General features: G+C 29.5%; 22 protein-coding genes. 2 read left to right on the top strand and 20 right to left on the bottom strand.

From position 1 onward, the window contains the following. Nucleotides 1-107 precede the first annotated feature (107 nt). Together AXE80_RS08375 and AXE80_RS08380 are read left to right on the top strand one after the other, a co-directional pair. Nucleotides 108-1214 (top strand): putative type IX sorting system protein PorV2, encoded by a 1107-nt coding sequence (locus AXE80_RS08375; RefSeq protein WP_068826260.1) that lies wholly within the window; start codon nucleotides 108-110, stop codon nucleotides 1212-1214. Continuing rightward, complete coding sequence (locus AXE80_RS08380; RefSeq protein WP_083194626.1) at nucleotides 1214-2350, top strand: lipoprotein N-acyltransferase Lnb domain-containing protein; 1137 nt, start codon at nucleotides 1214-1216, stop codon at nucleotides 2348-2350. The genes AXE80_RS08375 and AXE80_RS08380 overlap by 1 nt, the downstream gene beginning before the upstream one ends. Here the strand turns inward: AXE80_RS08380 and AXE80_RS08385 are convergent. From AXE80_RS08385 to AXE80_RS08480, 20 genes are all read right to left on the bottom strand, one after another. After that, the gene (locus tag AXE80_RS08385; RefSeq protein WP_068826265.1) at nucleotides 2330-3715 is read right to left on the bottom strand and encodes an exopolysaccharide biosynthesis polyprenyl glycosylphosphotransferase; all 1386 of its coding nucleotides are present in this window, start codon (nucleotides 3713-3715) and stop codon (nucleotides 2330-2332) included. The two genes, AXE80_RS08380 and AXE80_RS08385, sit on opposite strands and share 21 nt — an antisense overlap. A gap of 30 nt (nucleotides 3716-3745) precedes the next feature. Next, nucleotides 3746-4492, bottom strand: coding sequence for a glycosyltransferase family 2 protein (locus tag AXE80_RS08390; RefSeq protein ID WP_068826267.1), 747 nt, complete (start codon nucleotides 4490-4492; stop codon nucleotides 3746-3748). Then, complete coding sequence (locus AXE80_RS08395; protein WP_068826269.1) at nucleotides 4492-5781, bottom strand: phenylacetate--CoA ligase family protein; 1290 nt, start codon at nucleotides 5779-5781, stop codon at nucleotides 4492-4494. Before AXE80_RS08395 ends, AXE80_RS08390 begins: the two co-directional genes overlap by 1 nt. Further along, on the bottom strand, nucleotides 5782-6792 hold the full coding sequence (locus tag AXE80_RS08400) for a glycosyltransferase family 4 protein (RefSeq protein WP_068826270.1): 1011 nt from the start codon (nucleotides 6790-6792) through the stop codon (nucleotides 5782-5784). After that, nucleotides 6789-8135, bottom strand: coding sequence for an O-antigen ligase family protein (locus AXE80_RS08405; protein WP_083194627.1), 1347 nt, complete (start codon nucleotides 8133-8135; stop codon nucleotides 6789-6791). Before AXE80_RS08405 ends, AXE80_RS08400 begins: the two co-directional genes overlap by 4 nt. Beyond that, nucleotides 8129-9205: a glycosyltransferase gene (locus AXE80_RS08410; protein ID WP_068826272.1), complete on the bottom strand. Its 1077-nt coding sequence runs from the start codon at nucleotides 9203-9205 to the stop codon at nucleotides 8129-8131. The genes AXE80_RS08405 and AXE80_RS08410 overlap by 7 nt, the downstream gene beginning before the upstream one ends. Next, the gene (locus AXE80_RS08415) at nucleotides 9198-10316 is read right to left on the bottom strand and encodes a glycosyltransferase family 4 protein (RefSeq protein ID WP_068826274.1); all 1119 of its coding nucleotides are present in this window, start codon (nucleotides 10314-10316) and stop codon (nucleotides 9198-9200) included. Before AXE80_RS08415 ends, AXE80_RS08410 begins: the two co-directional genes overlap by 8 nt. Then, a complete protein-coding gene (locus tag AXE80_RS08420; RefSeq protein WP_068828797.1) occupies nucleotides 10313-11305 on the bottom strand; it encodes a glycosyltransferase family 2 protein in 993 nt (330 codons plus the stop codon). The genes AXE80_RS08415 and AXE80_RS08420 overlap by 4 nt, the downstream gene beginning before the upstream one ends. A gap of 4 nt (nucleotides 11306-11309) precedes the next feature. Then, nucleotides 11310-12845 (bottom strand): glycosyltransferase family 2 protein, encoded by a 1536-nt coding sequence (locus AXE80_RS08425; protein ID WP_068826276.1) that lies wholly within the window; start codon nucleotides 12843-12845, stop codon nucleotides 11310-11312. A gap of 1 nt (nucleotide 12846) precedes the next feature. Beyond that, complete coding sequence (locus AXE80_RS08430) at nucleotides 12847-13986, bottom strand: glycosyltransferase family 4 protein (RefSeq protein ID WP_068826278.1); 1140 nt, start codon at nucleotides 13984-13986, stop codon at nucleotides 12847-12849. Then, on the bottom strand, nucleotides 13977-15050 hold the full coding sequence (locus AXE80_RS08435) for a glycosyltransferase family 4 protein (protein WP_068826280.1): 1074 nt from the start codon (nucleotides 15048-15050) through the stop codon (nucleotides 13977-13979). Before AXE80_RS08435 ends, AXE80_RS08430 begins: the two co-directional genes overlap by 10 nt. Then, the gene (gene wecB / locus AXE80_RS08440) at nucleotides 15051-16160 is read right to left on the bottom strand and encodes a non-hydrolyzing UDP-N-acetylglucosamine 2-epimerase (protein ID WP_068826282.1); all 1110 of its coding nucleotides are present in this window, start codon (nucleotides 16158-16160) and stop codon (nucleotides 15051-15053) included. It abuts the gene before it with no gap. Then, nucleotides 16157-17551: a CDP-glycerol glycerophosphotransferase family protein gene (locus tag AXE80_RS08445; protein WP_068826284.1), complete on the bottom strand. Its 1395-nt coding sequence runs from the start codon at nucleotides 17549-17551 to the stop codon at nucleotides 16157-16159. The genes wecB and AXE80_RS08445 overlap by 4 nt, the downstream gene beginning before the upstream one ends. Next, complete coding sequence (locus AXE80_RS08450) at nucleotides 17544-18491, bottom strand: NAD(P)-dependent oxidoreductase (RefSeq protein WP_068826285.1); 948 nt, start codon at nucleotides 18489-18491, stop codon at nucleotides 17544-17546. The genes AXE80_RS08445 and AXE80_RS08450 overlap by 8 nt, the downstream gene beginning before the upstream one ends. Further along, entirely contained in the window at nucleotides 18488-19180 is a 693-nt protein-coding gene (locus AXE80_RS08455; protein WP_068826287.1) for an acylneuraminate cytidylyltransferase family protein, read from the bottom strand. Before AXE80_RS08455 ends, AXE80_RS08450 begins: the two co-directional genes overlap by 4 nt. Beyond that, nucleotides 19180-20340 carry a UDP-N-acetylglucosamine 2-epimerase gene (gene neuC, locus AXE80_RS08460; protein ID WP_068826289.1) on the bottom strand — a complete coding sequence of 387 codons (1161 nt, stop codon included), beginning with the start codon at nucleotides 20338-20340 and terminating at the stop codon, nucleotides 19180-19182. Before neuC ends, AXE80_RS08455 begins: the two co-directional genes overlap by 1 nt. A gap of 1 nt (nucleotide 20341) precedes the next feature. After that, nucleotides 20342-21343, bottom strand: coding sequence for an N-acetylneuraminate synthase family protein (locus AXE80_RS08465; RefSeq protein ID WP_068826291.1), 1002 nt, complete (start codon nucleotides 21341-21343; stop codon nucleotides 20342-20344). After that, a complete protein-coding gene (locus tag AXE80_RS08470) occupies nucleotides 21340-22590 on the bottom strand; it encodes a glycosyltransferase family protein (RefSeq protein ID WP_068826293.1) in 1251 nt (416 codons plus the stop codon). The genes AXE80_RS08465 and AXE80_RS08470 overlap by 4 nt, the downstream gene beginning before the upstream one ends. Continuing rightward, on the bottom strand, nucleotides 22584-23546 hold the full coding sequence (locus AXE80_RS08475) for a glycosyltransferase family 2 protein (protein WP_068826294.1): 963 nt from the start codon (nucleotides 23544-23546) through the stop codon (nucleotides 22584-22586). Before AXE80_RS08475 ends, AXE80_RS08470 begins: the two co-directional genes overlap by 7 nt. Nucleotides 23547-23651: 105 nt before the next feature. Next, entirely contained in the window at nucleotides 23652-24368 is a 717-nt protein-coding gene (locus AXE80_RS08480) for a glycosyltransferase family 2 protein (protein ID WP_068826296.1), read from the bottom strand. Nucleotides 24369-24373: the final 5 nt, after the last annotated feature.

Below are 24373 nucleotides of genomic sequence, written 5' to 3' on the forward strand. Positions count from 1 at the left end.
TTGTTTATGTGAATATAATTAAGTTAATTTAAATTTCATATCTAAACTAAAATTGAAACAATATATTTGTAAAAAATATAGTAAACCAAAAACAAACAAATTCTCTTTTGAAGAAATATTTATTATTAATTGTAATACTTACTACCTCTATAGTTTCGCATGCACAACTTGTGCGTAGTTACTCCAATGAATTTTTAAACATTGGTGTTGGGGCTAGAGCTATGGCTATGGGAAAATCGGTCTCTTCTTTTGTGAATGGAGTTGAAGCGGGTTATTGGAATCCTGCTGGAGTTATTACAGTACAAGATTTGGAACTTACTGGTATGCACAATTCTTTATTTTCTGGAATTGGTTCTTACGACTATTTTGCAGCGGCACTTCCAATAGAAAGAGATGATTTAGCTTTTAGTGTTTCTGTAATACGTTTGGGAGTAGATAATATTTTAAACACCACCAACTTAATAGACAGCAACGGAAATATAAACTATAATAATATTAGCACTTTTTCTAGTAATGATATTTCTGCCATTTTAAGTATTGCAAAACATTTACCCAAACTACATTTAAACGTTGGAGTAAACGGAAAAATTATTAGAAGAAATATAGGTAATTTTGCCATTGGTCATGGATTTGGATTTGACATTGGTGCCCAGTATCAAGTCAAAAACCTTAAAATAGGTTTAATGCTTCGTGATATTACCACCACTTTTACTGCTTGGACAGTTAAAGATGCTATTTTTAATGATATTGCCAATGCACAAACAGGAGCTGATGGTAAAAACCAAGAAAAGCCTGAACAATATGAAATAACGCTTCCTAAATTTCAATTTGGATTGTCTTATTTCACTCAATTAAATCCAAAATATTCTTTATTAACTGCCGTTGACATCATTGGTAGATTTACACAAACAAACGATATTGTATCTACTAATTTTGTTAGTTTCACCCCTAGTTTGGGTCTTGAGTTAGGTTATAAAGGATATTCTTTTTTTAGAGCTGGGATTGGAAATATTCAAAAAGAAATTGATTTTGACAGCACTCCAGATACTAATTCTGATAATCCAACATCTATTAGTTTTGAACCTAATATTGGAATAGGATTTAAGTATAAAAGTATATATATAGATTATGCACTAACCAATGTAGGTGCTAGCTCAGGAGTTAATTATTCTAATGTATTTTCTCTAAAAATAGAGATTAATGAATTCAGATAATGAAGTATATATATTTATTAATATTTTCATTCACCATCACCCTTTTTGCACAACAAAAAACTGAATTATCAGACCAAGCAGAAGTGAGTATTTTAACTTGTGCTCCTGGACAAAATGAATTATATGCAGCTTTTGGTCATAGTGCCATTAGAGTAAAAGATCCTGTTCATCAATTGGACAGAGTTTACAACTATGGAACTTTTGATTTTAACAAACCAAACTTTTATCTAAACTTTTGTAGAGGATTACTACTTTACCAAGTAAGTAGTTATAATTTCAAGTATTTTCCTTATGAATACTACAAAGAAAAAAGATGGATAAAAGCTCAAACCTTAAATTTTACTAAAGCAGAAAATCAACAAATATTTGATTATTTAGAGTGGAATGTGCTTCCTCAAAACAAAGATTATCAGTACGATTTTTTTTATGATAACTGCGCCACTAAAATGCATGAGGTAATAGAAAAAAGTATAGGTAAAATTGATTTTGATTACAGCGATTTCCCAAAAGATTTAACTCATAGAAATTTAATCCATCAATATTTAGCTAAAAATTCATGGTCTAAATTTGGAATTGATTTGGCATTAGGTGCTGTTATAGATAAAAAAGCTACTTTAAAACAATATATGTTCTTGCCTGATTTTATTTATTTAGGATTAAAGGACAGTAAAATCAACGGAAAAAAAATAATTGATAAAGAAAGTTTTATTCTTCCTGATTATAAATTAGACAAGCCTAAAACCAACTTTTTACTTAGTCCTTTGTTTTTATCTTTACTCTTAATTTTTATTACATATTATTTAAGAATCTTTAATAAAAACACTAAAATTTGGTTTAACAGCTTAGCAATTACTTTTGGAGTATTAGGTATCGTAATCTTTAGTTTGTGGTTTTTAACCGAACACAGTACAACCAAAATGAATATGAATTTATTATGGGCAAACCCTGTATTACTTGCTTATCCGTTCCTTAAAGGGCTGTGGAAAAAAAGAATCTGTTATTTAGGTCTCCTATTTTTAAGCGGCTTTTTATTAGTAGCCGTTTTAGGATTTCAACAATTTGATTTAAGTTTTTATATACTTGCCAGTTGTTTGGTTCCTATATACTTAAAACCTTTATTGACCTTTAAAATATAAAACCGTATTCATGGTTTTAATAACTATTTTAAAATCTATAAAAAGTCCTCTTTTTTTAATGTAATACAAATCGTATCTAAGTTTCTTTTTTTGTTCTTCAATAGAAGAAGCATAAGGATACATTACTTGAGCCCATCCTGTTAAACCTGGTTTAATTACGTGTCTAATCGCATATAAAGGTATTTGCTTTTCTAATTCGCTTACAAACTCAGGACGTTCTGGTCTTGGACCAATTAAACTCATATCTCCTTTTAAAACATTCCAAAACTGAGGAATTTCATCAATTCTTGTTTTTCTTAAAAACTTACCAAACTTAGTTATTCTAGCATCGTTTTTAACTGCCCACTGTGCCCCATTTTTTTCTGCAGACATCACCATAGATCTAAACTTTACTATTTTAAAAGCTCTTCCTTTGGCTCCTACTCTTTCTTGCGTATAAAAAAGCCCCCCTCTGCTTGCTAATAAGTTTCCTATTAAAACAAAAGGAATCAATAACATCATAAAAAATAAGCCTATAAGTCCTGCTAACACATCTAACACCCTCATAAAAAACAAGTATAATCTGTTGTGATGGTTTTCACTAAAATTAAAATACTTATAAAAATGTTGAGTTAAATTCTTTTCGGGTACACAAAAAGTAACCCTTTCTATATAGTCTTCGTAACTTAAAATGTTAATTCCTTGTTCAAAATAATAAGCTAATTTTTGATTTAAATTGTATTCATCTTCTTTAGAAAAACCTTTTAAAGAAACTATTAGTTCTTTGATGTCATTTTTTTCTATAATCTCATTAATATCGGTTGTTTTTATATCTAAAAAACCATCTGAATTAGCTAATTTATTTTCGCTTACATAGCCATACATTGCATTGTCTTTAGAATGATGGCTTACGTGATAAATTAAGTCTTTTAACATATTATCATCACCACAAATCAGCAAAACATATTTATAAAATTGTTTTTTAGCTACGGTAAAAATGTAAATGTTTCTCCAAATAAAAACTGAAAAGAAAATACAAAGCAAAAAAATTAAAATATCAATTCTATTTGCTGGTAAAACAGGAGTTAAAAAAGGAGTGTATAAATAGGTTACGCCACAAGTAATGGTAACAGCAAATAAGTTTCTAACCGTTTTAAATCTACTAGCTGTATCTACTAAATTATACATTTCAAAAACCTGAGCGGCTATTAAATAGTACGCCAATAAAGTAATTGTATTTTTAGAAAAAGGTGCGTAAAGTATATTGATATACTTAAAATTTAAAAATTGATTACATAAAACCAACCCTAAACCTAAAGCTAATACATCTATAATTCTTAGCAGAACAATTCTTTCTGATACGTATAATTTTGTATTCGGAATCATATTAAAATCTTATAAAACAAAGGTAGTAAACTACCTGTTTTTTATTTTTAAACAAATGTTACACATTACCCAAAAGGTAGCGCTAAAAAAACTTTTTTTCTCTACTTCTCTATAAAGTTTCCAATTCCATTTTATCATTTCTGTTTTTTTAGCTGACATTGAAAAATTTCTAAGTCTATAAGTAGCTAAAATCTCTTGTAAACCATAAGCAAAATCAATCTTTTTTAAAATACTTAACCACAAGGCATAGTCTTGTCTTTTTCTAATATTAGGCATGTAAACCTTTCCTATTTTCTCTTGATTATAAATAGCAGTTAAACAACCAATTTTATTAGATGACAACATATTTCTATAATTCAATTTCTGATGAGCTTTTACCACTTCATTTAACAACTCACCAGACTCATTCATTCTTTGATAAGATGTAAAACTAAGAGCATAATTATTCTCCACCATAAAACTAATTTGTTTTTCTAATTTATATGGCAACCAAACATCATCACTATCTAAAAAAGCAATAAAAGTCCCTTTAGCCTCTTTAATTGAATTATTTCTAGCAACTGCAGCTCCAGAATTATTTATTTTAAACAATTTAATTCTATTGTCTTTACTAATAAAATCTTCAATAATTTTAATAGAATGATCTGTAGAACCATCATCGGTTATCAACATTTCCCAATGCTCATAAGTTTGATTCTGAACACTTTTAATTGTTTCAGCAATAAAACTTTCTGAGTTATAGCAAGGAGTAATAATAGAAACTAAGGCGTTTTTCATTATTCGTTGATATTAGAAATAAAACTTTTAAACTTTCCTTGAGTGGATTGCAATGATACATTAACCATTATTTCAACCGCTACATCATTGCTAAAATACTTTTTTATCTCTTCTTTTAGTAAATTGATTTTATGGTCGTCCATAGATTGCTCAATACAAAACTCTAACAAACCTTTTTTATTTTGAATTACTTGATAGTTTAACTTTAAACCATTGTTTTTAACCAAGTTTTTAAAAATATAATAAAAATATAAACTAGGGTAAATTTCTTTATATCCGTAGACATTAGATCCTACTCTACCCGTAACTTCTTTTAAAATTCTATGTTTTTTTCCACAAGTACAAAGCTCTTCTTTTGGAGCTAATTGTATATAATCTCCTAATTGATATCTAATTACAGGAAAAGATTTCATTTGTAAATTGGTCACTAAAATTTCATCATTTACCTCTTCTACCAACACCCCTTCCATGTTGATGTGCATTTTCCCTTTAGGACATTCAAAAGCTATAATTCCAGACTCCGTAGCCCCATATTCACTAATTATTTTTAAACCAAAAGCCTTTTGCACTTCTTCTTGATAAGTATCAAATATCTTTTCAGAGGTTCCTTTTATCATTTTTAAACCTTTAGGCTTTGCTAAACTTCTTTCATTAATCAGCTTTGCTGTTTGGAACAACATAGATGAATATCCGTGAATATATTTTGCGTTTTTTAATTTAGAAACAAACTGCTCAAAAGATTTTTTTTCATAACTGAATATTCTAAATCTGTGCTGTAAAAAATCTAAAATTTTGGTTTTAACTTTTTCCTTAAAAGAAAAATTAAATCCCCAAAAATAACCGTTTTTATCCCATGGGTTTACATTATACCAGGAGTATCCTCTAAAAATTGCAGCCCTATTAAAAGAATCTGCCTCTTCATTTCTGTTAAATACTAACGATTCTCCGGAACTACCAGATGTAGTGGCTTTGATTAGTTTTTTAAAATCATATTGGGTATGAATTTCTTGAGTATGATCCAATAATGTTCTTTTAGTGATTACAGGAACTTTATCAATATCTTTTAGTGATTTTACATCGGCTACAGAAAATTGATGATCTTTAAAATGCTTTTTATAAAACGGAGAATGATCATTGGCAAATTGCAATAATTCTTTCAACCTCTTTAATTGATACGCTTCTAAATCTTCTAAAGACCACGATTCACTTTGTTTTAAAAAAGAAAACCATGAATTAATTGAAGGATTCCTCAATTGTTGTCCTAACTTAAATATCAACTTATAAAACATTTACACTAAAATTTTAAACCATTGATATTTTACTACTTCCCAATCCATCATTTCTACCTTTTTCCTACCTTTTACAGAAAAATGATTTGCTATTTTTTTATCGTTTAACAAAGTTATAATAGCATTTTTCATTTCTATAATATTATTAGGTTCCACTAAAAACCCATCTTCTTTATCTTTTATCAAATAAGGAATTCCACCTACATTAGTAGATACAATTGGCAAACCTAAAGCCATTGTTTCTATAATACTTACTGGAGTATTATCAATATTTGTTGTATTGATAAACACATCATAATCTTTAGATATTTTATGCCATTCTTGTTTTGGTAAAACGCCAGTAATCACAACACTATTTTCTATATTTAATTCTTTTAACCTTGTTTTTACTTTATTTAAAGTACCATCTCTATCTGGCCCTACCATACATAATGTAGCTTTAGGATATGTATTTTTTAATTCAAACAACACCTCTATAGCCATTACAGGATTATAAATCTCTGCAAAAGCTCTAACATACAACAAATTGGGTGATAGCACCTCTCTTTCTTTAAATAGATATTCTGAAATATGAATGGTATTTGGAATTAAAACACTTTCATAATCGTGTTTTTTAAATACTGTTTGTAAAAAAGCCGATGGAGAAATATTTACATAGGCATTATTAAAAATTTTAGCACATAATTTAGGACTATTAATCAACCTCTTTGGTAAATTTCCTCCATGTAAAATCGGAATATATTTTGTTTTAAAAACCCTAGAAAGTTGAGATGTAACAAGAGCGTAATAAAAAGCCGAAGTACTAAAAACATCTATCAAAATATAGTCAACTTTTTTAGCGTGAATCATCACTGCCAAAATCATATCTAACAATCTTAAAATTTGATTTTTTTTAGAAGAGGAACTAATCACCTCAAAACCTTCATTTATTAAATTTTGTTTTAAGGTTGCATAAGCACTGTGATATTTTGATTGACCAGATAAGTCATTACCTATATATAATACTCTCATATGCCAGAAGTTGCTAATTCTTCATCATACTCTTCGTCTTCGTAAAAATTAATCAAACTCAAACCATAAATAAACCCCGGAAAAGCAATTCGCATGGCTGAATGATTAATCGTTAAAAACCAAAGTGTTGCAAAAGCAATAATAAACCCTTTATATAAAATACCTTGTTTAAAAAAGTTTAAAGTAGATGCGTAAAAAAGTAATAATAAAGAAAACAAACCAATAAGACCATGTTCTTCTAGTAGTCTACTCATTTCATTGTGAGAAGCTCCTGTGATATGTCCATCATACTCTTCTTGTCTTAAATATTTACCAGAACCTACCCCAATACCAAAAACAGGATTCTCCATAAAAGTTTCTAATTGTTCCTCAAAAATATCTAACCTTCCAGATGAAATATCTTGTTTTTGTTCACCCAAAGAATTTTTACCTAAATATCTATTCTCTAACATTCCTCCAGTAACATTGGTACTATACACCCAAATGGTTATTAAAAAAAGTAGCATAATACCTAGATATTTTAGTAAAAAAACAAGTTTTCCTCTAGCCACTAAATAAAATAGAGATAATACAAAAAAAGCCATAAATCCTGTTAAAATACCACCTCTAGAAAAAGTTAACAAACCTCTATAAATTAAATAAAACAACAGGAAAACATCTACATAAATAGATCCTGTAATTTTTCCTTTTAACAATAACAAAGTGGCTAATAAAAAAATTCCAAAACCTAAAGCTGTTGCTACTTGATTGGGACCAAACCCTCCTGAAGCTTCAAAATTTGCCGTAGAACCAAAGGTAATTTCTTTAAGACTTGGCGTTCTAAAATACAACAAGGTTAACATAGACATAATAGGTAATAAAGTAAAAAACAAGACCTCTTTAAACCTATTGTATTCTATTGTTCTATTATAAAAATACATTGCCGAAACCCCTAAAGAAATAGGACCACTTAAATTAAAAATCACCGCTTTTCTTAAGGAGGCATCTGCTGGAATATCAGAAAAAGCAACCCCTACTAATAATAATAAAATATACAGCCAAAACACCACAGGAACACCTCTAGAATGTTTTTCTACCACCATTCCTGTAAACAGGAAAAGAATTGTTATATACTTAATCATTTCCCATGAAATGGTCCCTCCTGTCATTCTTAACAAAACCTCAGCACTAACAAAATAAGCCGTCCATAGAAAAGCTTCATTATTTTTATTTTTACTAGAAACAATGTCTATCAAAGCATAGATCATAACCAAAACAGCTACCACTTTTGGAATTATAGACACCGTTAGCAGAAACCCTGCTAATAAGTGTAAAATAACCAACAAAAGTCTGTTCTTTAACATGCTTGATATATTTTTATCAATGAAGATAAATACGAATTCTCCGAATAATGATCAAAAATATGCTTTTGAAACTGTTCAGCCTTTAATTCTCTTAAATTTTCATCTTCAATATACTTTATAATGGCATTTGACAACTCCTCAGAGTTTTCTTTTGGAACTACAAAACCATAATCATTTACTACTTTTTCACAATCCCCAACATTAGTAACTACCACAGGTAAACCAGCCAAACCATACTCTAATAACGATACTGGTAATCCTTCTGAATTAGAAGACAGTACCCCAATATTAGATTGACTTAAAATGTATTTGATATCTAAACATGCACCGTAGAAAAAAACATCCTTTTCAAGACTTTCATTTTTAATAATCGTTTCAATTTGTTTATTGTAAACATCATTATGCTGTTTTCCAACCAAATGTAAAGTCCATTCAGGATATTTGTTTTTAACAATAGTAAAAGCTTGTAATAAATTAAAATGATCTTTTTGATGCCTAAAAGCTGCTACACAAACAATTCTTTTTCCTTCAACACCATTTAAATGAGTTTTATTAGATGTTATATTTAGAGTAGCAAAATTGGCTAAAAAAAGTACCTTTTTACAAAACAATTGTTTTTTAGCCCATTGAACTAAAACATCGTTTACAGAAATAATATTTGTAAAAAAAATGGAACCTAATTTTAACGCTAATGATTTTCTTTCCTCAATGCGCTCTGCTTTTCCATAATGATCGTGCCAAACAATTTTTATTTTTGGCAACATGCACTTTACCAAAACAGCCATAAAAAACGAAGATGAATGTGCGTGAACAATCTTGATATTATTTTTTTTGATGTAATTTTTTAATATAACCAATGCTTTTACATCTATCACACCTTTTTTAGCTAAAAAAACATATCCTATTTCTTTGCTAATTTTTTCTTTTAATAAACCTTCTGCTCTAGTTACGCATAAGTGAGCCCTCACGTTATGTTTATGCAGACCATTTGCAATATTCACCGCCATCATTTCGGCTCCTCCAACCGCTAGAGAATCTATTATATGAATTACATTTAATGGCTTATGCATGCAATAATTTTTCTATTTCTTTATCAAACTTATCAAGTGTGTACTCTCTAGACCAAACTTTAGCATTAGTTACTTGTAATTGATATAATTCCTCATTTAAAATATATTCTTCTACCCCCTCAACAATATTTTCTATAGAAGATGTAACAACTTTTCCTCTAGTATTATTACCCAACATATATGGGATACATGATACTTTTGAACTAATTGGCAAACAAGACCAAAACATGGCTTCTGCTACTACTTTTGGCCACCCTTCGGATTTTGATATAAAAATAAGAAAATGAGATGCTTGAAATGCTTTTTTCACCTCATCTTTATCAACATTTCCGTGTAAAACAATATGGTTTTCTAATTGATTTGACGAAATATAACTTTCTAATTGATTTCTCATTACACCATCTCCATACATATCTAAACGAATATTATATCCTTTTTTGATGAGTTTATGCGCTGCTTGTACACTTAACAATGGTTGTTTTCCTATGGTTAAACCACCTACAAAAATTAGATTAATTTCTTTGTTTAAATCTTTTTCTTCTATTTCCTCAATTTCAGACTCATAATAACTTGCCGTAAAAAAAGGTAAAATGTTTTTTGATTGATTTGGCCAATCTCCATAAACCAAAACTTTTATTTTTTTAGTTAAAAAAGAATTCCCTAATAGCCATTTCTGAAATTTATAGGTAACAGGTTGTTTACTTTGAGGATCCCAATTCCCTGCATATTTTGCAGTTTTTTGTTTTGATGGAAAAAATATTTGAACCAAGCACCCTAACAAACCAATGTTCCCAGGGCAACGTAAATGAATGTGATCTACTTGTTTCATCACCTTATAAATCATCCAACATATTTTAGGAATTACTAAAAGTGATTTGATCAAGTTTTTAAAAGAAGTAATATCAAAATTAGGAATGCTTACTACTTTTATTTTAGGATGATGATATGCAATTTCAATCCTTTCGATTTCATCATTTGATATTGGGGCTACAATAATGATTTCATCCACATATTTCGCCCACAAATTCATTTCACGAACATAAGGCTCATAAGCATAAATTTGTCCGTCTTTAACTTTATGAACTGCATGAGTTATAATTCCGAAAATCATCTTAGCACTTTGGGTTTGTTAAAAATCAATGATAATAATCCATAAGCTCTACCTAAAAACTCTGTAAGTGCTTCTGTTCTTTTTTTAGTGGTAAAAATATTTACAGCCCTTAAAAACATCAATACCAAAGCAATAGTATTCCATTTTAAACGAGCTATTATTTTGGGATTTTTATATTTTACTCTCCAAACATACCAACCATTCCTTGTAACCATTTTACCATACTTAAACTGATTTGGTCTTCCCGCCACATCGTGATGATGTTCTAGTCTTGCTGCGGTATTTATATAAATCTTTCCTTTTTTAGCCAATCTTAAAGAAAAATCGGCATCTTCATAAAGTCCATATCCTTCAAAGTATTTAGAAAACATCAATTCCTTAAATACTTCTTTTCTATATGAAGCAACTCCCCCCATGATTTGCTCAACAGGATATACTTTATCACTTGGTGGTAAAAAACTAACGGAACGTCCATTAGAAAATTTAGGCATCCAACCTGGTGGTGTATTATCTAACAAGCCTAGTTTTTTTCTTAGTATGAACCTAGAACCTTCTTTTCTAACCCATCCATCATAATAAAATTCATTTGCATTAGCTTCATCCGCCAACTTCCAATCAACCTCATTCGTAATATAACCTCCTACTGCCAATGCTTCGGGATAAGTTTCGTAGGTACCTATTAAATATTTAAAATAATCTTGTTCTAGTAAAACATCATCATCTAAAAAACAAACAAAATCAATATGATCTCTCACACGTTCAATTCCAAAATTACGCTGTTTGGTTAAGCCTCTTTGTGCTGAATTTACTTTGTAATAAGTTAAATTATCAAAAAGATTGACCTCTAACATTTCTTTGGTTAAATTATCTGTAGAGCCATCAATAATTAAAATTTCGTTAGGATATAAACTTTGCAATTCAACCGTTTTTAACAGCTTTAACAAAGCTGTTGGTCTCATGTAAGTACAAATAATTAGGCTAAAATTCATATGCTTATTTATATCTAACACCTAAGTTAATTAATGCCTTTGCATATTGCAAGGACTTTGAAAATTGCAATTGTTTATATGGTAATTGTAGAATTCTAATCGGTAACTTTTTAGGATCGTTTTTAAATAAAAACAAAAAGAAGTGCTTAGTTCTCCACTCCCTTACTTGCTGTGGTGTAAAATGTTTTAAAACACCGTAAGTAATGGTTGGACTAGGTTTTGGTACAATATTTTTTACTGGTTTATTTAGCTCCCAAGGTTGAATTTTTCGGTTTTTTCCTTTCTTTTTGGCTTCACTTCCCCACCATCTGTATCCACCTTGTGGTGGTTTTAAATGCAAATTAGGAGAGTAAGGATTGTGCAATAAAACCTCACCTTCTTTTAAAATAGACAGTCCAAAATCTGCATCTTCACCGTAACCTCCATCAAAGTTTACATCATTACCAATTAATTTTTGAACAACATCTCTACGTACACAAGAATTAGCATTACTAAAAATAGACGATACACCAACTTTCCATATTTTATCTTCAATTTTCGCTAATCTGTTTTTTAAATCAGATAAATCTTGATGAATATTTTCTGCCATAATATCTAAACCATTACAAGCTGCTGTATTATAGGTTTGTAGCAATCTTATATGGTTTTCAACAAAATCTGGTAACACTCTCACGTCATCATCTGCAAAAATAATATATTCACCTGTACATAAATCTATGGCTTCGTTTCTAGCTCTACAACTTCCTTTACTTGTTTGCCATTTTACAATCACATCAAAAGGAAAATCTTCATTTCTATAAAACTTATCATCTCTTTCTTCTTCTGGTGTGGCATCAACAATTACCGCTTCTTTAATTAAATAAGATTGGTTTTTATGATCTTCTAACAAAAGTTGGGTATAGGCTTGTCTTCTCATGGTAGGAATCACCAAACTTACTGTTGGCTTTCCTTCAATAGGATTTAAAGCTTTTGGTTTGATGGTTTTATCAACATATTTTACAGCTTTTTTCTTTGCTTGAATATATGCCTTAAATTCTGATGGAAATTTAAAAATTCCTTTTCTCAACATCATATAAAATGGATGTTGTCTTTTAAAATTCTTAAAAAAGAAAGTATATCTATCTTGTGTTGAAATTTGAATATTATTTTCTTCTGATGGAAATAAACCTTTTATATTTAAAGGAATTCCCGCTTGATTTCTCAACAAATTATATCCAAAATCTAAACCAGACATGATGTTAGATTCATATTGTAAATCTAAACCATTGATTTGGTTCCAAACAGTTTCTCTAACCACAAAAGCATTGACATTGATTCGCCAACAAACACAATTATCTTGATTCTTTATATCATTTAAAAACCACCAATACACTGCAGTTTGATACATTAAATCTTGAAAACAATTGTTATATCCTTGATCTAACGAACTATGCCAAACATCTCCCGCTCTATTTGCCAATTCATCTAACATTGATAAATTGGGTTCTCCACAATATAACAGCACCTCATTTTTTGAAGTTATATATTTTTTTAACTGCATTTTATTTTGTTATTGACTTATATAATGCAATGTTTTTTTCTATTGATTGCTTTATATCAAATTCATTTATAATTCTCTGTCTGGCCATTCTTACCATTTGGGTTGTTTCTACCTCATTATTTAACAAAGCTAAAACTTTGGTAGTAAATTCCTTTGTCTTTTCTGGATTTACAGTGTATCCTGTTTCTCCGTCAATCATCAACTCTTCTGCCCAACCAATATTAGAAGTCACTAACTTTTTTTCTAAAGCCATGGCTTCTAACCAAGTCATAGGGAAAGCTTCGGCAAAACTAGGTAATAATACCACCTCTGCTTGTTGAATGTATGTGATTACTTCTTTATAGGGTACTGCATTTATATAAGTAGTTCTTTTTAGTGCTTTTTCTGATAAAATCTCTTGTATCATTCCCAGCGTTGAAACTTTAGAAAAAACATCTTTATTGTCTTTTCCTAATAAAGTTAAAGTTACCTCATCATCTTTTTCTACTAATTTATTAAACATTTTTGCAATTTCTAACACTCCTTTTTTACGCACTAGTGTTCCAAAGTACAACAATGTTTTAGGTTTGATATTTTGATGATTAGGAGTAAAAGCCTCTATATCTATTGCATTATAAATAACTTTAATTTCTTTATTTATATTAAATAATTGCTTTGTTTTTTGAGATACAAACTCACTCACCCCAACTATTTTGTCTGCTCCATTTAAGGCCTTTTTTTCAAAAAACTTATTCTTTGGTTTTACTTTTCTCTGTTCTAAATCACAAAAATAAGTATCCGATCCGTGTAAACGAATCACTAAAGGACATTTAAACTTCATGAATGCAGTAAAACCTGTCCACTCTGGAGCTTCAATCACCTCTACTTGATTGTTTACAATTACTTTATTTACATACTGATTAAAATATCTTCTATTGGTAAACCAAGTAATTCCTTTAACAGCTTTCTTTTTTACCAAATGAATTTCTACTCCATTTTCTACAAATACTTGCTCTTTTGGCTGACTGTGAGCAAACACTGTTATTTTGTGATTAGTGCTCGCTAATTGTTCAGCCAAACTTTTAGTAAAAGTTCCTATACCACCAATACTAGCTTTAAAGTTTTTTGTAGGATATTCTGGTGTGATAAAAGCTATATGCATGGGAGTAGTTTTATGTGTTCTGAAACCATTTTCTCTAAGTAATATTCTTCTTCAATAAGATTAGAAGTTTCTTCTTTTATAGTTTTTTTATCACTAATAATCCCTTCTAGAATAATCCCCAATGCTTTACTATCTCCTGGTTCATAAACAAAACCGTTAACTCCGTTGGTAAGCACCTCTAAATTCCCTCCTACTGTGGTGGTGATTACAGGTACATTAGCTGATAAACTTTCCAATATAGATAAACTAAAACACTCCATATAGGTAGGTTGAATCATATAGGCATATTCACAGAACAATTCATTTAAGTTCGCTGAACTTCCCCTAAAAAACACATTTTTTTCTAACTGATATTCTTTACTAAGTTTTTTTAATGTTTCTTCATAAGGGCCTTCTCCATATATATCAACAACCACATTTTTTAATATCGCATTATCAATTAAACTCAATGCTTTTAATAAATCTTGAATTCCTTTAGAAGCCCTTAAATGAGATGCAACTATAAATTTATTTTTATTTGGTTGAATTCTCTTAGCAAAAACATTAGTATCTATTCCATTATAAACTACCTGAGTTTTCTTCTTTAAAAAAATTCCATAATCATTTAAAATATGATTTACCGTGTATTGAGAAACACCTATAAACTGATGAATATATTTAGCGTATAGAAAACCAGCTATTCTCTTTTTAATTCTTTTTTTAAAAGAAAACCCTTCCAATGGTCTTGGATTATGATCCACTGCTATCATATTAGCTTTAGGATATAATTGATGACATTCTTTATAAAAAGAAGTACATAATTCTGTAAAATGAGTAACAACAGTATTGTATGCTTTCTGTTCAGAAACATTTTTAGTTAAAAACAATTGCTCTACTGATCCTCCATTTGCACTATAAATATTCATTCCTTTATAAAAATCAAACGGAGTATAATTTGTAAAATACCAATCTACTTCCACCTCCTTTTCCATCAATTTTTGATTATATAATTGATAAAAGCGATCCATTCCTCCAATTCTATCGGGACGAAGCACATAATTACAAACAACAGCTATTTTTTTCATTTATAATTCTTTTAAAATAGTAGCTATTTGTTTAGAGGTAGTTCCATCACCATAAGGATTTTTATTTCCAATCATTGTTTTGTAAACTTTTTCATCATCTAACAAAAGAAAAGCTTCTTTGATGATTTTATCTTTATTGGTTCCAACCAATTTTACAGTTCCTTCTTCTACAGCTTCTTGTCTTTCGGTAACATCTCTGGTTACCAAAACAGGCTTTTTTAAAGAAGGTGCTTCTTCTTGCACGCCACCACTATCTGTAATAATCAAATAAGATTGATTTAACAACCATATAAAAGCTTCATAATCCAATGGAGCTATTAATAATATATTTGAATGATTCCCTAAAGTATCATATACCGCTTTTTGTACATTCGGATTTAAATGAACTGGATATATTAACTGAACATCTTCTCTATCTGCTAATTGTTTTAAAGCAGCACAAAACTCATAAAATTTCTCCCCAAAATTTTCTCGTCTATGTCCGGTAACAACAATTAATTTTTTATCTGTCTGAATAAACTCTTTTATACTCTGAATGTCGTTTCTAGATTCATTTACATGCTGAATTCCCCATAACAAAGCATCAATTACTGTATTTCCAGTAATGTATACAGTATCTTTCTTACAGCTTTCATTTAATAAGTTTTGAGCAGATTGTTTTGTTGGAGCAAAATGTACATCTGCCAAACGACCTGTAATTTGTCTATTGATTTCTTCTGGAAAAGGAGCAAATTTATTATAAGTTCTTAAGCCTGCTTCTACATGTCCAACTTTAATTCCTCTATGGAAAGATGCCAAAGCTACCATACTACTGGTAGAAGTATCTCCATGAACTAATACCAAGTCTGGTTCAAAATTTACCAAAACATCATCAATAGCAGTTAATATTCTAGCACTTAATTGATTTAATGTTTGATTGGCTTTCATTAAATCCAAATCATAGTCTGGAGTAATTTTAAAAAAATCTAACACCTGATCTAACATTTCTCTATGTTGAGCCGTAACACAAACCTTTGTGTTAAATTCACCATGTTGATATAGTTCCTTCACCAAAGGAGCCATTTTTATAGCCTCTGGTCTAGTTCCAAATACTATTAATATTTTTTTCATATCAACTCTTTTAGTGCTTTTACAATTCTTTGACTTGTCCCTTCTAATGGAGCACCTATTTGAATATCTAGAATATGCTTTCTCTCTTTATCAAACTCTGATGGATTAGATAATGAATTATTTATTGCCCATACAAAGTCATCATCTTTGTTCACTACGATTACTGCTTTTGATTTTACAACTTTATCGAAATGAACGTAGTTTAAATATTTTTGATCATCATACATACCATTTTCTTTGTTCCCATAAACAGCATTAATAACTGGTTTGTTAAATAACATGAAGTCTAGAGACATGGTTGAACACATATTGATATTTACATCTGTATATTTTAATAAACCTTTTAAAGTTTTTAAATCCTCTACACTAGGAACTCTTTGTGACCATGTTTCAGTATGATTTGCTCTCGTTAATTCCCAATTAGGAAAATTCCAAACAATATTATTATACTTCTTTTGTATCTCAACAAAACGTGATTCATCTTCTGCAGGAGATGTTCTAACTATAAAGTTTACATCTTTTATTTTTTCATTAGTGATAAACTGTCCGATTTTTTCTATATAAAAAGGATCTAGTTTACTAGTTGATACATCTCCACAACTATAATAAACTGTCTTTTTATTGATATCTAAACCAAGTTTATCAAATAATTCTTCTTTTGAGATATCATATTTCTCCATGACATAGGGTTCAAACTGTGGAGTTCCTACAATGTGAATGTTTTCTTTGATTGTGCTTGGATAAAAATATGCTAGTTCTTGTTTCATTAAGTCACTCCAAACCATATATCCATCAAACTCCCCTAACATTCTTCCTTTAGATGCCAAGTTATCCCAACTAAAGATAAAACTTGCTGTTTTAATTTTTAATTCTTTTGATGCAGCTAGTAATGGTGCTAAATTACAAGGCCTTTGATGGGTGAAAAACAAAATATGAGGCTTATCTTTCTCTAAAATATTTATATATTTTTTATAAGTGTTTTCATTTTTAAAACTTTTAAATTGAAGTCTCTCATAAAATCTTATATTCTTTTCTGAATAAAAAATATTTGTAATACAATAAGCTAACTTTATTAAAAGTTGTCTTTTATTTTTTGCTTTGGTAACTTTTCCGTTATTATAACTCGTTTTAATTCCAAAAAAAGAAATATGCTTACGCATATGAGCTACTTCTTTTAACTTTCTAAAAAACCAAGAAAAAACTGACTCTCTATATATATCTAATTCATAAAAAGTAACTTTTTCTAATATTTCTTTACTATAAATTCTTCTTATCAATCCTGAATAGATAATAACCTCGTCATATTCTTTTATAGCTTCATGAATAAATTCACTCATTATAAAATTTCTATAACCTACTCCATCTGCAATTACAATTCCTACCTTACTCATTTAATAAATTGATTAATTTATTCAACACAAACCTTTCTGTTTTCTCTATAGACTCATAAGTATTCCCTCCAATATGAGGAGTAATAATTACATTATCATTTAACTTTGCATACTCTACTAAAGGGTGCTTTAATATATCTGGCTCACACCATAAAACATCTGTAGCATAGCCCGAAATCTTCTTTTCTTTTAACAAATTCAATAAATCTATTTCATTTACCAAACCTCCCCGAGCGGTATTTACAATTACAGCAGATTCTTTTAATAAAAAAAGATTCTTTTCATTTAAAATAAAATGAGTTTCGTCATTATAAGGAAGATGAATAGATAGAACATCTACTGTAGACAATAATTCTTCTAATGAATTTACTTTATTGTATTTAAGGCTATATTCAAGTTGATTGTCAATATCAAAATAATAAACCTCCATTCCTAAAACCGAGTAGTAATCAGCCATAATTTTCCCTAATCTACCCAATCCTAAGATTCCAACCTTTTTTTTGTATAACTCAATACCTTGAAATAAATATCTATTCCATTCCCCTTTTTCTGTATGTTGATATGCCTGTTTTGACTTTCTTATTAATGTTAACAACAAGCCTAGCGTATGTTCTGCTGTTGCTCTTACTTCTTTTAGAAATTCAGACTCTCCTTTTAAACTAATTATCTTAATATTATTTTCGTTACAAGCATTCAAATCTATATGGTCTAATCCTGTAGCGGCACATAAAATATATTTACATCTAGTATTTTCTAATACTGATTTTGTTAATTTATGATTCAATCTAAACCAAAAAACATCACAATTTTGCAATGCCTTTTTTAATTCTAAATCTGTAATTATTTTTTGATACTCTACTGATGAAATTTTTCTTAGAGTATTTTCATTTTCTGTGGAAAGAGCATTTATTCCAGATATAATGGTTTTTAAATAACTCATAACTTTCCTTTTTTCCACTCCTTTATCAACACCTCTGTCAACAAGAAATCACGTTCGGTGTCCACATTAGCCCATTTTGACTCAGGCATAATATATGCTTTTTTGTTAGGAAGTATTATCTTTTTATCTTTTAGAAAAGCCGTTGTTTTAACAGCATAGATTGCTCCATTTCTTAAAAAAACAGGTGTTAAATCTTGCCTTCTTTTACTTTCTAATTCTTTATCTAAAGCTAACATTGATCGATCTTCAATAACATGATACATTCGTGCTGGATGAATATCTTCTAATTCAACTACAGAAACTACACATTCTAAATTAGCGTCTTCTAAAAACATTTGAATCACATTATCAATGTCCTCGACTTCTCTTATAGGAGCCGTAGGTTGAAGTAATACAATACAATCATATTCTGTTTTTAATGAAGTTAATACTTCAATAATAGCATCTTCTATTTTTGAAGTATCTTGTGCATTCTCAGTATTTCTTTTAAGCGCTACACATCCATATTGATTAGCTACCTCTATTATTTCATCACTATCTGTAGATACAATTATATCTGTTAGTAATCTTGCTTTTTTTGCTTGCTCTATGGTATAAGAAATCAAAGGTTGTCTATCAACTAACCTTATATTCTTCCTAGGAACTCCTTTAGAGCCACCTCTTGCCGGTATAATTCCTAATATTTTCATTAGTACACAATGGTTTTATGAAATGTTAACTTTGTTTCTGCAAGAATATCGGCTATTCTTTGACCAGAAGCACCATCTCCATAAATATTTTCTGAGACAATATCAGTAGAAGTAATTCTATCTTGAATACTTTTTATGATTTCATTTTTATCATAAACAGTATCTAACACATTACTTCCTCTTTCTCTTTTATTTTGACGAGTTCCTATATTTACCACAGGTACTCCTATATAAGAACACTCACGAATACCTACACTAGAATTCCCTATTAAACACTTACTATTAGCCAATAATTTTAAAAAATCATTTGGCTCCATATTCTTAAAGAAGTGGATATTCTGTGGTTTGTGTATTTCTCTAAAAGACCTTATTCCTCCAGAAGTTCCATCAGAACCTGCATCCACATTTGGCCAAAACCAAAAAGTAGGCATATTTAATTCATGAACTGCTTTTAAAGTTTCTTCTACATCTTTTCTTGCCGATGCATATTCTGTAGTAACAGGGTGTTGCATCACTACAAGATAACCTTGTTCTTTCCAGTTAATTTCTACACCAACACCTCCATATTTTTGAATAGGATCAAAATCTAAAGTTGGATTCTTTTTTATTTCATCTGCCAAATCTATTGACGGACATCCAGTATTAAAAACCATCTCTGGGTTTTCTCCCATTTTTAAAACCCTTTGCTTAGCATCTTCTGAAGCCACCAAATGTACATCTGCTAATTTGGTGTTGGCATGACGAACTTTTTCATCTATATTTCCTGTAACTTCTCCTCCCTGAATATGAATTAATGGAATGTTTTGATAAGCGGCAGCAATACTTGTTGCGATTGTTTCGAATCTATCTGCAATAGTTACCACTGCATCAGGCTGTAAACGATAAAAAACATTGGCTAATTCCATGACTCCTAAACCTGTGGTTTTGGCCATAGAAGTAGGATTTTCACCTTCTAAAACCATAAAAACTTTCTCTTCTATGGTAAAACCATCTTTTTCTATAAACTCTACAGCATTACCATAACGTCCCAACAAAGCGGAACCTGCAATCACCAACTGTAATTCTAACTTAGGATGATTTTTTATTGCTGTTAAAGCGGTTTTAATTCTACTATAAGATGGACGTGCAGTAACAACTACACATATTTTTTTGATTGCCATATTACTCGGTTATATCTTCTTCATTTAAAAAATCCCATTGGTTTAAATCTTTATTGATTTTTTTTCCAATCACCTGTTCGTAATCACTCGCCAAGATACCAAATCCTTTAGGTTTCTTAGTTTCTAAATCAGAAAAAGTGATAACATCCCCTTTATTTAAATCTTTGTTAACTGCTAATGATTTTTCAAAAATAGCCTTTAAATCACCAAATGCTGAATTATCTGTTTTGTTCACAGGATTTTGCATTGCAATATTTATATTTTTTACTGCTTTAACCAATTGGCTAGTTTCTGCCATGGTTAAAGAAGCTTTTGCATCGGGACCAAACATTTCTTTGTCAAACACTACGTGAAACTCTAAAATTTCTGCTCCCAAAGCAGTAGCAGCAATACAGGCTTCTGTAGAAGAAGAATGATCTGAAAACCCTACAGGTACTTTATATCTATTTTTTAATTCTTGAATCACGTTCAAACCAAACTGCTCAGGCTTTGTTGGATAAGCCGTTGTACATTGCAGAATAGAATAGGCAACTCCTCTAGATTTTAAAAACGCTATGGTTTTATCTAACTCCTCAAAAGAACTCATTCCTGATGAAATAATAACTGGCTTACCTGTTTGTGCTATTTTTTCTAGCAACACAAAGTTGTTGACTTCTCCAGAGCCTACTTTGTATTGTTTCACTCCTACTTCCTCTAACAAATCTACCGCAGCATTACTAAAAGGAGAACTCATAAATTCTAAACCAACCTCATCACAATGTGCTTTAAGCCCTTTCCACTGCTCTAAGGTAAACTCCATACGTTTCCAATATTCCATTCTAGTAGCATCTTGTTTAGAAAATTTAACTCTAAACGGTTCGTGTATGCTACTTTCTGCCTCCGAAATATGTGTTTGAAACTTTATAGCATTACATCCTGTTTTAGCCACGGCATCAATATATGCATGTGCCATACCTAAACTACCATCATGTGCTTGTGCTATTTCTGCTATAATAAATGTCATTTTGTTACTGAATAAAATAATTGATTCATTTGTTTCTCTAAATTAGGTAAACCACAATAATCTGCTAACTCCTCCCTACCTAATTGCTGATTTTTATTTTCTATCCAATTAAAATATAATTGCTCTATCAATTTTGAAATTTTATCAACATCATCTATTTCTGTTATAAAAGGATAATCATTCCCCAACAATCTTTTGGATTCACTATAATAAGGCCCTAACAATAATACAGGTTTATTGGCATTGATAATATGTGGAAATTTACCTGGCAAAAATGGGCTTATATGTCCTTTTGCTTCTAAAATAATATTTACAGAAACTTCGTTTTGAATGTCATTAACCTCTGCAAAAGGGACATTTCCATCACTCCAATACAAATTTTTATTTATGTTAGATTTTATATATTCTTTATGATCTCTTGCTTGACCTAATAAAATTAGTTTGGTTACTTCTTTTGCTCTAGGATTTCTTTCTAAAAACAATTTATAACCTTTTATTAAACCTTCTGGATTTCTTTCCTTCATTAAATTACCTGCATGAAGCATGTTAAACTTTTTTTTATCAAAATAATCTATCTTACAATTATTAACGGAATTTTTAATCTCTAAATTCTGATGAGGAATTACAATACCTGATTTGAGAAAAGAAGGGAAATAACTTCCCATCCATTCTTGTAAATACAAGCTTGGGAATCCACTATACTTTGCTTTTAAAGAAACCAGTTTCATAAAGTTTTCTTTATAAAAAGCTCCTTTATTTAAAAAATCATAAGGTCTAGGATAACAATGAAAAGGAAATGGATCGTGAATATAAGCTAACCATTTATCATGTAAGTTTGGCAGACTTAACATAGCATGATGTGGTCTAAAACTAGCTCCTTTACTCAAGGTAAAAATTATATCTTCATCATTAAAACACTTTTTAATGGCTTTAGAAATACTTTTAGAATCATTAAAAAAAGTAAAAGAATTTCCAAATATTTTTTCTAAAAAAATAGACAAATCTACCTTTAAAACTCTTTGAACAATTCTTTGTGTTCTACTCAACACATAATTCAAAGAAAATTTAATCTCAGGTATAGATATACATTCAATATCACTCCCTAATTGAATTTCTTTTCTGGTGTAATGCAATACTTTAACTTGATAACCTATCTTTTTAAGGTTTTGTATCAAAGCTACATTTACTTTAGAACCACTACTGTCTTCTATATCTATGGATTCTGATATGATTAGAATTTTTACCATCTAGCAACTCTATGAATTAATTTTATAAACAAACTCCCATGTAATCTTGCACAAAAAACCAATACTATAACAGCAATATCTTTGAATCTGTTAGATAGTAATCCTTTTTTTAAATCACTTTTAATCTTTGTTAACAATTCATCGTTTTGTTTGTTATTATATGCAAAAGTGATAAATCTTGAGAAAATTCTCCCATTAAATAACGGAGAGTTTTTTACTACCTGGTATACATTTATAAATGCCTGATTATTTGAAATCTCTTTAATATTAGTTTTACCATAAAAATTAGCTGTAATAGAAATATTGTGTTTTCTATGATAGTATAAAGGTTTATTTACATAACTGGCTTTTGTGCTCTTAGTAAAAAACAACTTATTAAACACTTCCCATTCTTCAGCATAAAAAAGCTGTTCATTAAATCGAACCTCTTTGATATACTCATATTTGATTAACGGAACTTGGGCTGTAAATATTCTTTTTAAGAGGATAAAATCTTCAGCTATATTAGCTATGATATTTGATTCTACTTTTTGATTTATCAACTCAATATTTAACTTTTCTCCATCTTTAAAATTAACAGTAGGAAAAACAGTCAAATCTAAGTTTGAATATTTCTCAAACTCTTTTAATTGAATTTCAAACTTTTGGGGATGCATGATATCATCATCATCAAAAAAATGGATAAAATCTGTGGTTTCTATTAAATCCATTCCCATATTTCTAGAAGCAGACAAACCTTTTACATATTTATCGCCTTTTACATGATACTGAAATCTAATATCTTTTTTTATATATTCTTGTATAACTTCACTCGTATTGTCATTAGAATTGTCATCTATAATAATACACTTCCAATTTGAATAGGTTTGTGCTATAATAGAATCTAAAGTCTCTCTTATTAAATGAGCCCTATTATAAGTGGTTAGTATAATAGTTATTAAAGATTGATTATGCATTTAGTATTCTTTTAACAAATCTAAGCGGTTTTAAAACATAAAGACCTATTTTGTACTCTAATCTAGAGTACATTTTTAATTTTTCATTTTCTTCCTTTTCAATCCTTAACAATAAAAATGCAATAAAATCATTAAAATATAATTTATATATATCTTCATTTTTTTATAGATATATTTTAATAAATCATACTTTATTTTATTTGCCTTTGTTGTGGTTGACTCAATTCCTTTTCTATAATTATATAGTGGCTCTGGCACAACAAAAACCTTTTTATTAGTAGAGTTTAAAACTCTAATCAATAATTCCCAATCCTCAAAACCATTCCTCATTTGTTCATCATACCCCCCTATATTTAACAACTCTCGTTTTACAAATAATGAAGTTCCTAGTGCTATATTATTTAAAACAGCCTTATTTAAACCACCTCCCTTAGGCTCAAACACTGTTATCTGGTTATCTTCGGACACCAAATTGGCAAAACATGTTATAACAGAATGTGCATCAGTATAATTTGTTAAAAGTTTTTTACAAAAATCTAATTCAACATAATCATCACTATCAATAAAAATGACATACTCCCCTTTAGCTTTTTGTAAACCAACATTTCTTGCTGAAGACTGACCTTTATTTTCTTGATGTATTAATATATCAATCTTACAGGATAGCTCACTAAGTTTTAATTTAGTTTCTTGATTTGAACCATCATCTACTACAATTAATTCAATATTAGGGTAAGTTTGATTATTTACTGAGTCAATACATTTTTCTATATATTGACTAGTATTATAGACAGGAATAACTACTGATATTATCTCTTTCATAAGGT

Origin of the sequence: Wenyingzhuangia fucanilytica (genome assembly GCF_001697185.1) — a bacterium.
In the GTDB taxonomy this organism is placed as follows: Bacteria; Bacteroidota; Bacteroidia; order Flavobacteriales; family Flavobacteriaceae; genus Wenyingzhuangia; species Wenyingzhuangia fucanilytica.